Origin of the sequence: Streptantibioticus parmotrematis (assembly GCF_019890615.1) — a bacterium.
GTDB lineage: Bacteria > Actinomycetota > Actinomycetes > Streptomycetales > Streptomycetaceae > Streptantibioticus_D > Streptantibioticus_D parmotrematis.
On sequence record NZ_JAINVZ010000017.1, the window covers coordinates 84,023 to 97,887 of the forward strand.

Here is a 13,865-nt window from a genome sequence, read left to right on the forward strand (position 1 = left end):
GTGGTGCAGACGCGTGCCGTGTGCGAGGTGCTGGACGACCTGCGGGACGAGGGCGAGGAGCTCGACCGGCTGGTGGCGGGGCTGCCGGAGTGGGAGTGGCGGCGCGCGACGCCCGCGCCGGGCTGGACGATCGGCCACCAGATCGCGCACCTGGCCTGGTCCGACCGCCAGGCCGTCCTGGCGGTCACCGCCCCCGGCACCTTCCTGCGCGAGGCGGAACGGGCGAGGCCCGCGCTCGTGGACGACACCGCCGCCGAGGGGGCCGCGGGACCGCCCGCCGATCTGTTGCGCCGGTGGCGGGACGGACGCGCCGTCCTGCGCGGCACCCTCGCCGAGCAGCCGCCGGGCGCCCGGCACCCGTGGTTCGGTCCCCCGATGGCCACCGCGTCCGTGGCGACCGCGCGGCTGATGGAGACCTGGGCGCACGGCCAGGACGTCGCGGACGCGCTCGGGGTCGTGCGGGAGCCCACCGCCCGGTTGCGTCACGTCGTGCGGATCGCCGTGCGCACCCGGGACTTCGCCTTCCGGGTCCGCGGTCTACCCCCGCCCGCGCCCGAGTTCCGCGTCGAACTGACCGCGCCGGACGGCGCGTTGTGGACGTACGGGCCCGACGACTCCCCGCAGCGGGTGATCGGGACGGCGCTCGACCTGTGTCTGCTGGCCACTCGGCGCCGCCATCGCGACGACCTCGCGCTGCGGGCGCAGGGGCCGGACGCCGACCGCTGGCTGGACGTCGCGCAGGCGTTCGCCGGGCCGCCCGGAGCGGGCCGGACTCCCCGAGGAGGTGCGGCGTGACCACGACCGCCGACGCGCATCCCACCGCCGACGCCGAGGCCGACCGGCGGATCATGCTTGACCGCCTCGCCGAGCTGGAGGCCGAACACGCCAAGGCGATCGCGGGTGGCGGCCCCAAGTACGTGCAACGTCACCGCGACCGGGGCAAGTTGACGGCCCGTGAGCGCATCGAGCTGCTGCTCGATCCCGACACTCCGTTCCTCGAACTCTCCCCGCTCGCCGCCTGGGGCAGCGACTACCCGGTGGGCGCCTCGATCGTGACCGGGATCGGTGTGGTCGAGGGCACCGAGTGCGTGGTGACCGCCAACGACCCGACCGTGCGCGGCGGTGCCAGCAACCCCTGGACGCTGAAGAAGGCGCTGCGGGCCAACGAGATCGCGTTCGCCAACCGGCTGCCGCTGGTCAGCCTGGTGGAGTCGGGCGGCGCCGACCTGCCGAGCCAGAAGGAGATCTTCATCCCGGGCGGCGCCCTCTTCCGCGACCTGACCCGGCTGTCGGCGGCCGGGATTCCCACGATCGCCGTCGTCTTCGGCAACTCCACGGCGGGCGGCGCCTACGTGCCGGGGATGTCGGACCACGTCGTGATGGTCAAGGAGCGCGCCAAGGTCTTCCTCGGCGGCCCGCCGCTGGTGAAGATGGCCACCGGCGAGGAGGCCGACGACGAGTCGCTGGGCGGCGCCGACATGCACGCGCGGGTCTCCGGGCTCGCCGACCACTTCGCGCTGGACGAGCCGGACGCGCTGCGCACCGCCCGCAGCATCGTCGCCCGCCTCAACCGGCGCAAGCAGGGCCCGAGTCCACGCCTCGCCCCCGAACCGCCGCGGTACGACGAGGAGGAACTGCTCGGCATCGTCCCCGGCGACCTGCGCACCCCGTTCGACCCGCGCGAGGTCATCGCCCGGATCGTGGACGGCTCGCGCTTCGACGAGTTCAAGCCGCTGTACGGGCCGAGCCTGGTCACCGGCTGGGCCGAGCTGCACGGCTATCCGCTGGGCGTGCTGGCCAACGCGCAGGGCGTGCTGTTCAGCCCGGAGTCTCAGAAGGCCGCGCAGTTCATCCAGTTGGCCAACCAGCGCGACATCCCGTTGCTGTTCCTGCACAACACCACCGGCTACATGGTGGGCCGCGAGTACGAGCAGGGCGGCATCATCAAGCACGGCGCGATGATGATCAACGCGGTCTCCAACTCCCGCGTCCCGCACATCTCCCTTCTGATCGGGGCGAGTTACGGCGCCGGGCACTACGGCATGTGCGGCCGCGCTTACGACCCGCGGTTCCTGTTCGCCTGGCCGAGCGCCAAGTCCGCGGTGATGGGACCCGCGCAGCTGGCGGGCGTGCTGTCGATCGTCGCGCGGCAGTCGGCGGCGGCAGGCGGCATGCCGTACGACGAGGAGGCCGACGCGGGCCTGCGGGCCATGGTGGAGCGGCAGATCGAGGAGGAGTCGCTGCCCGCGTTCCTGTCGGGGCGGCTGTACGACGACGGGGTGATCGATCCCCGCGACACCCGCACGGTGCTGGGCGTGTGCCTCTCCGCGGTGCACAACGCGCCGGTCGAGGGCGCGCGCGGCGGCTTCGGCGTCTTCCGGATGTGAGGGAGCGGACGATGACGATCTCTTGTGTCCTGGTGGCCAACCGCGGCGAGATAGCGCGCCGTGTCTTCCGCACCTGCCGCGACCTGGGCGTCGCCACTGTCGCGGTGCACTCCGACGCGGATGCCTCGGCGGCCCACGTGCGCGAGGCCGACGCGGCGGTGCGGCTGCCCGGCGAGTCGTCGGCTCAGACGTATCTGCGCGGCGAGGCCGTGGTGGCGGCGGCCCTGGCGGCGGGCGCGGACGCGGTGCACCCGGGGTACGGGTTCCTGTCGGAGAACGCCGGCTTCGCGCGGGCCGTGCTGGAGGCGGGGCTGGTGTGGATCGGCCCGTCGCCGGACGCGATCGAGGCGATGGGGTCGAAGACCCGGGCCAAGCGGCTGATGCGCGACGCGGGGGTGCCGGTACTGGACGGCACGGGCGCGCCGCCCCCGCTGCTGATCAAGGCGTCCGCGGGCGGCGGCGGCCGGGGCATGCGCGTGGTGCGTGAACTCGCCTCGCTGGACGAGGAGTTGGCGGCGGCGCGGGCGGAGGCGCGGGCGGCTTTCGGTGACGACGAGGTCTTCGTCGAGCCGTACGTGGAGGACGGCCGGCACATCGAGGTGCAGGTGCTGGCCGACGCCCACGGCACGTTGTGGACGCTGGGCGAGCGCGACTGCTCGGTGCAGCGGCGCCACCAGAAAGTGATCGAGGAGACCCCGGCACCCGGCATCGGCGACGACCTGCGCCGCACCCTGCACGACGCGGCGCGCGACGCGGCCAAGGCGATCGGCTACGTCGGCGCGGGCACCGTGGAGTTCCTGGTCTGCGGTGCGGGCCGCCCGTACTTCCTGGAGATGAACACCCGCCTCCAGGTGGAACATCCGGTGACCGAGTGCGTGACCGGGCTGGACCTGGTGCGCGAGCAGATCCGCGTCGCGGAGGGCGCGCGCCTGACCGGGCAGCCGCCGACGCCGCGCGGCCACGCCGTGGAGGCCCGCCTGTACGCGGAGGACCCGGCGCACGACTGGCGGCCCCAGACCGGCACCGTGCACCGCTTCCGGATCGATCCGGGCCCTGGGCTGCGGGTGGACTCCGGGGTGGAGGACGGTGACGTCGTGGGGGTGCGTTACGACCCGATGCTGGCGAAGGTCGTCGCGCACGCCGACACCCGCGAGGAGGCGCTGCGTCTGCTGGCTCGCGCGCTCGAACGCGCCCGGCTGCACGGCCCGTTGACCAACCGGGACCTGCTGGTGCGGGTGGCGCGCGATCCGCGGTTCGTGCGCGGCGGGGTGTCCACGGCGTTCCTCGCCGACTTCGACCTCGCCGGACCTGACGATCCGTCGGTCACGGCCCTGTCCGCTCTGGCCGCCGCGCTCGCCGACGCCGCCGGACGCCACCCCCTGGGCGGCTGGCGCAACGTCCCCTCGCAACCGCAGCTCAAGCGGTACGCGGCGGTGCGGGACGGCGCGGTCCACGAGGTGCGCTACCGGCACACCCGCCGGGGCCCGGTGCCCGAGGGTCACGAGGACGTGCGGGTGCTGTCGTACGCGCACGACGGCGTGGTGCTCGAAGTGGCGGGCGTGCGGCGGCGGTTCGAGGTGTCCGCCTACGGGGACCAGGTGTTCGTGGACTCGCCGCTGGGCGCCCGGGCGTTCACCGCGCTGTCGCGTTTCCCCGAGCCGCAGGCGCGCACCGCGCCGGGTTCGCTGCTCGCGCCGATGCCGGGCACGGTGGCGCGGATCGCCGACGTGGCGGTCGGGGACCGGGTGACCGCCGGGCAGCCGCTGCTGTGGCTGGAGGCGATGAAGATGGAGCACCGCGTCAGCGCCCCCGCCGACGGGACCCTCACCGCCCTGCACGCGGAACCGGGCCGCCAGGTGGAGCTGGGCGCCGTCCTGGCGGTCGTCACGGAACCGGGGAGCACGGACCGGGAATCGCAGAGCCCGGCGTAGCCGACGCAGAGCCCGGCGTAGCCGACGGAGAAGGAAGGCACCTGCCATGAGCGTCACCTTCGACAACGCGTTGCTGGAGAGCGAGGAGCGCCGCACGCTGCGGGCCTCGGTCGCCGCACTGGGCCGCCGCTTCGGCCGCGAGTACTTCACCACCGCCGTCCGCGAGGGCCGCCAGACCGACGAGCTGTGGCAGGAGGCCGCGAAGCTCGGCTACCTCGGTGTGAACCTGCCCGAGGAGTACGGAGGCGGCGGTGCGGGACTGTCCGAACTCGCCATCGTGCTGGAGGAGTTGGGAGCGACCGGCTGTCCGCTGCTGCTGCTCGTGGTCTCCCCCGCCATCTGCGGGACGGTCATCGCCCGCTTCGGCACCGAGGAGCAGAAACGCCGCTGGCTGCCGGGACTCGCGGACGGTACGAGGCGGATGGCGTTCGGCATCACCGAGCCGGACGCGGGCTCCAACTCGCACCGGATCACCACCACCGCCCGCCGCGACGGCGACACGTGGGTGCTCACCGGCCGCAAGGTCTTCGTCTCCGGGGTGGACATCGCCGACGCCACGCTGATCGTCGGCCGCACCGAGGACGCGCGCACCGGCAGGCTCAAGCCCTGCCTGTTCGTCGTGGAACGCGAGACACCGGGCTTCGAGTTCCGGCACATACCGATGGAACTGACCGCCCCCGAGAAGCAGTTCCAGCTCTTCCTCGACGACGTGCGGCTGCCCGCCGACGCGCTGGTCGGCGACGAGGACGCGGGGCTGCTGCAACTGTTCGCCGGGCTCAACCCGGAACGCGTCATGACCGCCGCGTTCTCCCTCGGCATGGGCCGCTACGCGCTTCAGGTCGCCGTCGAGTACGCGCGGGTCCGGCAGGTGTGGAAGGCGCCGATCGGTGCACACCAGGCGATCGCGCATCCGCTGGCCCAGGCCCGTATCGACCTGGAGCTGGCCGGGTTGATGACGCGCAAGGCGGCGTTCCTGTACGACGCGGGCGACGACATGGCGGCGGGCGAGGCGGCCAACATGGCCAAGTACGCGGCGGCGGAGGCCGGGGCCCGCGCGGTCGACCAGGCCGTGCACACCCTCGGCGGCAACGGCCTGACCACGGAATACGGTCTCGCGTCGCTGCTCACCGCGTCCCGGGTGGGGCGGATCGCGCCGGTGAGCCGGGAGATGATCCTCAACTTCGTCTGCCACCACACCCTCGGCCTGCCCAGGTCGTACTGAGGAACCTGTCCAGGTCCCACTGAGCAACCCGCTCAGGTCGTACCTAGGAAGCCGCCCAGGTCGTACCGAGGAAGCCGGAGGACGCCCCGCATGACCGACCCCGCCGCACCCGTTCGCGTGTCCCACGACCGGGGGATCGCGGTCGTCACCCTCGACTCGCCGCACAACCGCAACGCGCTGTCGTCCGCCCTGGTGTCCGGGGTGCGCGCGGCGCTCGACGAAGCGGCCGGCGCCCCGGGCACCCGGGCGGTGCTGCTCACGCACACCGGCAACACTTTCTGCGCGGGCGCCGACCTCACCGAGCGGCATCCCACCGGGCCCGCCGAACTGACCGCGTTGCTAAGGGCGTTGGTGGAGTCGCCGAAGCCCGTGGTGGGCCGCACCACCGGACACGTGCGCGCCGGAGGTCTCGGGCTGCTGGCGGCCTGCGACATCGCGGTGGCCGGTCCCCGCGCCACGTTCGCCTTCACCGAGGCGCGGCTGGGACTCGCGCCCTCGGTCATCTCGCTCACCGTGCTGCCGCGGATGAGGCCCAGGGACGCCGAGCGTTACTACCTGACCGGCGAGGTCTTCGACGCCGATCAGGCCGTGCGCACCGGCCTGGTCAGCGCGGGCGACGAGGCGCTGGACGGGATCCTGGACGGCCTGCGGGCCGCCTCGCCGCAGGGGCTCGCGGAGTCCAAGCGGCTGACCGGCGCGGCGGTGCTACGGTCCTTCGACCGCGACGCACGCGTCCTGGCCGAGCAGTCGGCCCGGCTGTTCGCCTCCGCCGAGGCGGCCGAGGGCGTGCGCGCGTTCCTCGAACGACGGGAGGCGCCTTGGGCGTTGTGAGGGCGGCGTCCGCCGACGCGGACCGCTCCCCCAAGCAGGACCGCAGCCGGGCGACCCGGCGGCGGCTGCTGGAGGCGGCGGTCGCGTGCCTGGCGGAACGTGGCTGGAGCGGCAGCACGGTCGCCGTGGTCGCCGAGCGCGCGGGCGTGACGCGCGGCGCGGCACAGCACCACTTCCCCACCCGGGAGGACCTGTTCACCGCCGCCGTCGAGCACGTCGCCGAGGAGTGGCTGACCACGATCCGGCGGCGGGAGCGGCCGCTTGCGCCGAGCGGCCCCGACCGCACGCGGGCCGTCGTGGAGCTGCTGGTCGAGGTCTTCACCGGCGAGCTGTTCCGCGCGGCGCTGCACCTGTGGGTCGCGGCGGCCGACGAGCCGGGGCTGCGTCCGCGGGTCGCCGCGCTGGAGGGCCGCATCGGGCGGGAGGCGCACCGGGTGGCGGTGGAGCTCCTGGAGGCGGACGAGAGCGCGCCCGGGGTGCGGGAGACCGTCCAGGGCACGCTGGACATGGCCCGCGGGCTGGGACTCGCCACGCTGCTGCGCGACGACACCGCGCGCCGCACCGCGGTCGTCGCCCAGTGGTCCCGGGTCCTCCAGGCCACGCTGCGGGCCTGACCGCGTGGGCGGTCGCGGCCCCCTTCCCTCGCCGGCCTCGCGGCCTCTTCCCTCCCCGGCCTCGCGGCCTCTTCCCTCCTCGGCGTACGGACGTACGCTGAAGGAGGAGCTGTGTACCGATGCGTACCGGAAGCGAACCGACTCAGGCCCGCAGTCCGCTGCGGGCGCGGCTCGCGCTGACCGTCTTCGGCCTGGTGTGGGCGTTCGGCGGGATGGCGATCTTCCTCGCCGCCGGCCATCCCGGCTGGGTGGCCGTCTTCGCCGCGATCGCGCTGGTGGCGGCGGTCGACCTGACGGTGATCGTCCACCATCTGCGCCAGGGCCCGCACTACCAGCCGGGCCGCGACGTCCCGCCGTACTGGCCGGTGGACCGCGATATTCCGCCATACCGGCGGTCAGGACGCGACCGTTCGCGGTGGCCGCGCTGAGCGGTGCCGAAGATCCGTCGGCCGCGCGGGGCGCCCACCGCAATGTTGCGGGCGTGAAACGCCTCATTGACAACGAGTTTCCCGCAAGGTTGTCATGAGCACATACGTGGGCACGAGGGGCACCCGACCGGTGCCGTCCAACGGTGTCCGTGACGTCGTCACGTCGTCACGTCCGGCCGGGCGAAGGGTGGGCAGCTGTCATGCGGGAGTCGGCCGCCTGGCGCGGCGGATCCACGGGGCCGGGTTCCGCCGTGCCCTCGATCGGGAGCACCACCTCCCCCGCCTCCGGGTCCGGCGGCCCGCGCGACGGCTCCGGGCGCGACGTCGCCCTGCCGATGCCTCCCGCGGCCCCTGACCTCACCCGCCCCGGAGCCCTGCTCGCGCTGCCGGGGACGGGCGGGCGCGACGGCCACGCCTCGCTCACCGGCCGCAGGGAGTTACTGGACGACGCCTACGCGCGCCTCGCGGCGGACCGGGCGGTGCTGTTCTGCGGGCCCGCCGGTATCGGCAAGTCGACACTTCTGGCCGCGCTGGTCGCCTGGGCCACGGAGGGCTCGGGCGGCGCCGTGCTGCGGTGCGCGCCCGCGCCGGAGGACGCGCGGCTGCCGTTCGTCGGGCTGATCGACCTGTTCGCGTACGTGCCGGAAGAGGTCGTGGACGGCCTGCCCCCGCAGCCCCGCGCCGCCCTGCGCGCCGCACTGCTGCGCGGCGTGGAGCCGGACGGCGGCCACAGCAGGCTCGCGGTGCGCCTGGCCGTGCTGGAGGCGCTGCGCCGCCTCGCGCGGACCGGTCCCGTGCTGCTCGTGGTCGACGACCTCCAGTGGCTGGACGAGCCGAGTGCCGAGGTGCTGGCCTTCGTGGCGCGCCGCCTGGACGGCCTGCCGGTGCGCGTGGTGGCCGCCGAGCGGGTGTCCGAGGGCGGTCAGCCGGAACGCCTGCGCTGCTGCCCGCCGGGGACCGCCGAGATCCCGGTGCCGCCGCTGGCCGCCGACGACGTGGCCCGGCTGCTGGGGGGCGTCGCGGGCGGGGACCTGCCGTTGCCGTTGCTGCGCGCCATCCAGCGCACCGCGGCCGGGAACCCTTTGTACGCACTGGAGTTGGGCCGTGCGGCGCTGCGCGACGGCGGTCCCCGCGAGCACGGCGGCGCCCTCGCGGTGCCGCCCCGGCTGCGTACCCTGCTGCTGGAGCGGGTCCGTACGCTGCCGGACTCCGCCCGTCGCACCCTGCTGGTCAGCAGCGCCGCCGCCCGCCCCAGCCTGACCCTGCTGCGCGCCGCGGGACTCGACGACGCCGGGTCGGGCCTGGCCGAGGCGGAACGGCTCGGGGTGGCGAGCGCGGACGCCGCCGGTGCCGTGCGCTTCAGCCATCCGCTGCTGCGGGCCGCCGTCTACGCCGACGCCTCCGGCCAGGAGCGCCGCCAGGCGCACGCCCTGCTGGCCGCGGCGGTCACCGAACCGGTGGAGCAGGCACGGCACTTGGCGCTCGCCCGGCCGCACGAGGACGAGGCGACCGCCGCCACGCTGATGGCGGCGGCCGGCTCCGCCCGGCACCGCGGCGCGCCCGCGACCGCGGCGGAACTGGCCACGCTGGCCGCCCGCCGCACCCCGCAGGACCGCCCGGGCGAGCGCGTCGAGCGGTGGCTGTCGGCGGCCGAGTACGCCTGCGACGCCGGGGACCGCGAGGAGACCGAACGCGTCGCCCGCACCGTGCTCGCCGACGCGCTCACGCCACGGCAGCGGGTGCGCGCCCGGCTGGTGCTGCTGCGCAACGTGGGCCAGGCGCTGGAGGGCGCGCAGGGGCTGATCGAGGACGGCCTGCGGGACGCCGACGGCGATCCGCAGCTGGAGGCGTGGTTGCGGCAGTGGGCCGCGGTGCGCGGGCTGTTGTGCGGGGAGTTGGAGCAGGCCGCCGACCACGCGCAGCGGGCGGCGCGGCGCGCGGCGGCGGCGGGCGACGTCCAGGCCCGGATCACCGCGCTGTTCACGCTGGCCAGGGCGCGGTCGCTGTCCGGTGAGACCGCCGCGGCCGATCACGCGCTGGAGCGGTCGCTGGCGCTGGCCGGTGGCGAGGACGGCGGGCCCGGCAGCTGGGGTCTGCTGCGGATGCGCGCGGTCCTGGCGCTGGACGCGGACCGGGTCGCCGAGGCTCGCGAGCAGGTGGGCCAACTGCTGGCGTCGATGGACGAGTTCGCCGGTTTCGAGGAGGTGACCGCGGCCCTGGTGGCGTTGACGCGCGTCCAGGTGCGGGCCGGTGAGTGCCGGGAGGCGCTGCGCACCGCCGAGCGCTGCACCCGTACCGTCGAGGAGGCCGGGGTGGAGTCGGCGCCCGCGCTGTACGCCGCCGCGCTGGCCGCGACCACCGGCGGCAGCCCCGACGAGGCGCGACACCTGGCCGAGCGGGCGGTGCGGGCCTCGGAGGCGGACGGCGACCGGCTGTTCCTGCTGCGGGCGCTGGCGGTGCTGGGGCAGGCGGCGTTGCAGACCGGGGAGCCGCAGGGCGCGGCGCAGGCGGTGGGGGCGCTGCGCAGGGTGCGGGAGATCGGCGAGGCGATGGGCGCCGCCGATCCTCCGCTGCTGCACTGGCACGGTGATCTGGCCGAGGCGCTGGTGATGCTGGGCGAGACGGACGCGGCGGCCGCCGTGGTCGAGGAGGCGTACCGCCGCGCGTCCGAGCAGGTGCCGGGGAGCGTGCTGGCGTCCCTGGAACGGGCCGAGGGTCTGCGGGCCGCGGCGGTCGGGCGGGCCCGGGAGGGCGCGGCGCTGCTGCTGTCGTCGGCCGGGCGGTTGCGGGAGCTGGCGCTGCCGGTCGACCTGGCCCGTACCCTCATCGCGCTGGGCGCGGTGGAGCGAAGAGCCCGGCGCCGTACGGCGGCGCGGGCCGCGCTCGCCGAGGCGCTCCAGATCGCGGAACGCACCGGGGCCGTGCCGCTGGCCGCCCGGGCCGGTGAGGAACTGGCCCGGCTGGACGCGGTCGAGCGTGGCGGCGGGCCCCAACTGACGCCCACCGAGGCGCGGATAGCGGAGCTGGTCGGCGAGGGTGCGACCAACCGCGAGGTGGCGGCGGAGCTGTTCATCAGCGTCAAGACCGTCGAGGGCACGCTGTCGCGGGTCTACCGCAAGCTCGGGGTGCGTTCGCGCACCGCGCTGTCGCGGGTGATGTCCTCGGCCCGCACGGCGCGGGCGGTGGGCGGCGAGGACCGGTCGGCGCAAGGCCAGGAACCGGCCGAACCGGGCCGCGTGGTACGGCAGTTGACCGCCGTGCCGCCGGTCCACGGCTGACCCGCCCGCGACCTCGCACGTCCCGCGCGGGCCCCGGCGCGCCTCCCCCTTTCGTCGCACGAACGTCACGCCATGCCCTCGTAAGTCCGTCGTGCGATACGCGTACGTCATACGACACGCACCGTTAACACATGGGGCAAGGGTTCCCCCGCTTATGGCGAGGGCTCCGCGTTCCTAGCGTGGTGGTCGTCCCGCTCCGCTCGTGAACGCCATCCCCCCATGGAGGAACGTCAAGTGACGTCACGTCTGAAGCTGCTCGCCCTGGCGACGACCCCCGCCCTGTTGCTCGCCGCCGTCCCCGCCGCCTACGCCGCCGTCCCGCAGTCGCACACCGCCCGCGCCGCCGTCGCCGGTGACGTGGTGTCGGGCCTGGGCACGCAGGCCCACCGCACCGGCAGCGTGTCGGCGAACAACCGCATATCGGTCGCCGTCAGCCTGGCGCCCAGAAGCGACAAGGCCCTCGACACCTTCGTCGCCCAGGTCACCGACCCGCACTCGGCCCAGTACGGGCACTACCTGACGAAGGCTCAGTTCACCGCCCGCTTCGGCCGCAGCGACGCCGAGGTCGCGCAGGTCAAGGACTACCTGCGCTCGCAGGGCCTGACCGTGGGCACCGTCCACTCCGGCAACCTGCTGATCGACGCCAGCGGCACCGCCGCCCAGCTGGAGAAGGCGTTCGGCACCAAGCTGTCGACGTACAAGGACGCGAAGACCGGGCGCTCCTTCTACGCCAACGACTCGGCGCCCACCCTGCCCTCCGCCATCGCGTCGATCGTCAGCGACATCTCGGGCCTGAACAACCACGCCCAGCTGACCCACGCGCCGGTCGCCAAGGCCGCCTCCCCGCACAACGGCCCGAACGGCGGCTACACCCCGGCGCAGCTCAAGGGCGGCTACAACGTGCCGAGTTCGTACACCGGCAGCGGGCAGAAGGTCGCCCTGCTGGAGTTCGACGGCTTCCAGCAGTCCAACATCAGCACCTACGACAGCCACTACGGCCTGGGCTCGCCCGCGCCCACCGTGCAGCAGGTGGACGGCGGCTCCGGCGCGCTCGGCGACGGCCAGGTCGAGGTCGAGCTGGACATCGAGGTGATCAACGCGATCGCCCCGAAGGCCAACGTCACCGTCTTCGAGGGCCCGAACACCGACGCGGGCGAGGTGGACACCTACCAGGCCATCGTCGACAGCGGCATCCCGACCACGTCCAGCAGCTGGGGCGCGGCCGAGTCGCAGCGCACCACCAGCAACATCAACGCGGTGGACGCGGTCTTCAAGCAGGGCGCGGCCGAGGGCCTGGGCTTCTACGCGGCCTCCGGCGACGACGGCTCGGACGACGCGGGCGACGGCGGCACGTCGGTGGACTACCCGGCGAGCGACCCGTACGTCACGGGCGTCGGCGGCACCAAGCTGACCGTCACCTCCTCCAACGCGTGGAGCAAGGAGACCGCGTGGTCGGACGGTGGCGGCGGCAAGTCGTCGGTCTTCAAGATCCCCAGCTGGCAGACCCCGGTGCAGCAGAGCCAGGGCGGCGGCTACCGCCAGGTGCCGGACGTCTCGGCCGAGGCCGACCCGACCCCTGGTGTGTCGATCTACTCCCAGGGCACGTGGGAGCCGGTCGGCGGCACCAGCGCCGCGGCGCCGGAGTGGGCGGGCTTCGCCGCGCTGTACAACCAGCAGGCGGCGGCCAAGGGCAAGGCGAACCTGGGCTTCGCCAACCCCACCCTGTACGCGGCGGGTGGCACCGGCTTCCACGACATCACCAGTGGCAGCAACGGCGCCTACAAGGCGGCCAAGGGCTGGGACTTCACCACCGGCTGGGGCTCGTACAACGCCTCGACGCTGGCCGCGAAGCTGCTGGGCAGCTGACCGGTCCGTCCGGAGGCCGCCGATCGGCCTGACCTCCCGATCGGCGGCCGGTGAAGACCGATGAGAGCGCGGGTGCCGGGACGACCTCCCGGCACCCGCGCTCTCGTCATACCCGGGCCGTCCGCGCGGGGGCGCCTCCGTCGGAGGCTATGGGCGTTGATGTCGCCGCCCGCCGAACGACAGGGAACGGCACCGCAGTTGACCGGCCGGCCGGGAGGGGACACGCGGCGCGGACGCCCGCCGCGCGATCCGGGCGTCGTCACTTCAGCGACAGCGACGCCCACACCGTCTTGCCCGAGCGGTCCGGGGCCGTCCAGCCCCAGGTGTCGCTGAGCGAGTCGATGACGTGCAGTCCACGGCCCGACTCGGCCAGGTAGTCGGGGTCCTTGCGGACCGGCGCGGTGCTGCTCGGGTCGGAGACCGCGCACAGCACGCCCGCGCCCCGGCGCAGCAGGCCGAGCCAGATACGGCCGGGTGCCGGCACGCCGGCCTGGGCGCAGGGCAGCCCGTAGCGCAACGCGTTGCTCAGCAGCTCGGAGACGATGACGGCGACGTCGTCCACGAGGGGCTGCATGCCCCAGCCGGTGAGCGTCGAGCGGGTGAACCGCCGTGCGTGGCACGGCGCTTGGAGCTCGCCCTCCAGACCGCAGGCGGCGAATCCGGTCGGGCCGGGCTCGCCGCTGTCCGCGGGCAGCGCGTTGAGCGCGGCCAACGCCAGCCAGTGCCTGCCTGATCCGTGCTGTGCGGGGTCAGCCGGTGAGCTGACCGGATGCGTTGTCATCACGTTCTCCGCGGAGGCCCCACGGAAGTCTCCGCGGAGACCCTGGGGCAGTCGTCACGAACGGTTTCTCTGCCGAACCCCACTATTCCGCGCGCCCGGCTCCCCCTGCAAGCACATCTGCAATTACAGTCGGGCGTAAACGCATCTGTAAGTGCATCGGTAAGCACACATGCAAGTACAGATGCACGTACACGCAGAGTTGACGGGCTGTCAGCTGATCGTGCGCGATCACCGGAACCACCACAGAAGGAGAGATCTGACGATGCGGACGTACGACAACGGGGTGCCCGCCACCCGGATCGAGGACGCCGTGTGGACCAAGAGCCGGCGCAGCAACCCCAACGGCAACTGCGTGGAGATGGCCCCGCTGCCCGACGGCGGCTTCGCCGTGCGCAACTCCCGTCACCCCGAGGGGCCGGCGCTCGTCTATACGCGCGAGGAGATGGTGGCGTTCATCGGCGGCGCCAAGGACGGCGACTTCGACGCCATGGTGACGGGTGGTCAGTGACCCCGGTTCGGGGCACACC

General features: G+C 74.2%; 11 protein-coding genes. 10 read left to right on the plus strand and 1 reads right to left on the minus strand.

Translation table 11 applies throughout. The annotated features are described in order from the left end of the window. The 9 genes from K7472_RS22555 to K7472_RS22595 all read left to right on the plus strand — a co-directional run bounded on the left by K7472_RS22555 (nt 1) and on the right by K7472_RS22595 (nt 12,557). The gene (locus K7472_RS22555; RefSeq protein WP_308014033.1) at nt 1-795 is read left to right on the plus strand and encodes a TIGR03084 family metal-binding protein; all 795 of its coding nucleotides are present in this window, start codon (nt 1-3) and stop codon (nt 793-795) included. Between the two features lie 53 nt (nt 796-848). Next, nucleotides 849-2,387, plus strand: coding sequence for an acyl-CoA carboxylase subunit beta (locus K7472_RS22560; protein ID WP_222980411.1), 1,539 nt, complete (start codon nt 849-851; stop codon nt 2,385-2,387). 11 nt (nt 2,388-2,398) lie between these two features. Further along, a complete protein-coding gene (locus tag K7472_RS22565) occupies nt 2,399-4,318 on the plus strand; it encodes an ATP-binding protein (RefSeq protein ID WP_222980344.1) in 1,920 nt (639 codons plus the stop codon). Nucleotides 4,319-4,364: 46 nt separating this feature from the next. Beyond that, entirely contained in the window at nt 4,365-5,540 is a 1,176-nt protein-coding gene (locus K7472_RS22570) for an acyl-CoA dehydrogenase family protein (protein WP_222980345.1), read from the plus strand. 90 nt (nt 5,541-5,630) lie between these two features. Beyond that, a complete protein-coding gene (locus K7472_RS22575; protein ID WP_222980346.1) occupies nt 5,631-6,371 on the plus strand; it encodes an enoyl-CoA hydratase family protein in 741 nt (246 codons plus the stop codon). Then, nucleotides 6,359-6,985, plus strand: a complete 627-nt coding sequence (locus K7472_RS22580) for a TetR/AcrR family transcriptional regulator (protein ID WP_222980347.1) — start codon at nt 6,359-6,361, stop codon at nt 6,983-6,985. Before K7472_RS22575 ends, K7472_RS22580 begins: the two co-directional genes overlap by 13 nt. A gap of 119 nt (nt 6,986-7,104) precedes the next feature. Then, nucleotides 7,105-7,413, plus strand: a complete 309-nt coding sequence (locus tag K7472_RS22585) for a DUF6343 family protein (RefSeq protein WP_222980348.1) — start codon at nt 7,105-7,107, stop codon at nt 7,411-7,413. A gap of 251 nt (nt 7,414-7,664) precedes the next feature. Further along, nucleotides 7,665-10,691, plus strand: a complete 3,027-nt coding sequence (locus K7472_RS22590) for a helix-turn-helix transcriptional regulator (protein WP_308014034.1) — start codon at nt 7,665-7,667, stop codon at nt 10,689-10,691. A 234-nt stretch (nt 10,692-10,925) separates the two neighbouring features. Next, nucleotides 10,926-12,557, plus strand: a complete 1,632-nt coding sequence (locus K7472_RS22595; protein WP_222980349.1) for a S53 family peptidase — start codon at nt 10,926-10,928, stop codon at nt 12,555-12,557. A gap of 259 nt (nt 12,558-12,816) precedes the next feature. Here the strand turns inward: K7472_RS22595 and K7472_RS22600 are convergent, their stop codons facing one another. Next, nucleotides 12,817-13,338, minus strand: a complete 522-nt coding sequence (locus K7472_RS22600; RefSeq protein WP_222980350.1) for an ATP-binding protein — start codon at nt 13,336-13,338, stop codon at nt 12,817-12,819. Nucleotides 13,339-13,600: 262 nt separating this feature from the next. Here K7472_RS22600 and K7472_RS22605 point away from each other — a divergent pair, with 262 nt between their 5' ends. Beyond that, complete coding sequence (locus tag K7472_RS22605) at nt 13,601-13,846, plus strand: DUF397 domain-containing protein (protein ID WP_222980351.1); 246 nt, start codon at nt 13,601-13,603, stop codon at nt 13,844-13,846. The last annotated feature ends 19 nt before the right edge of the window (nt 13,847-13,865 follow it).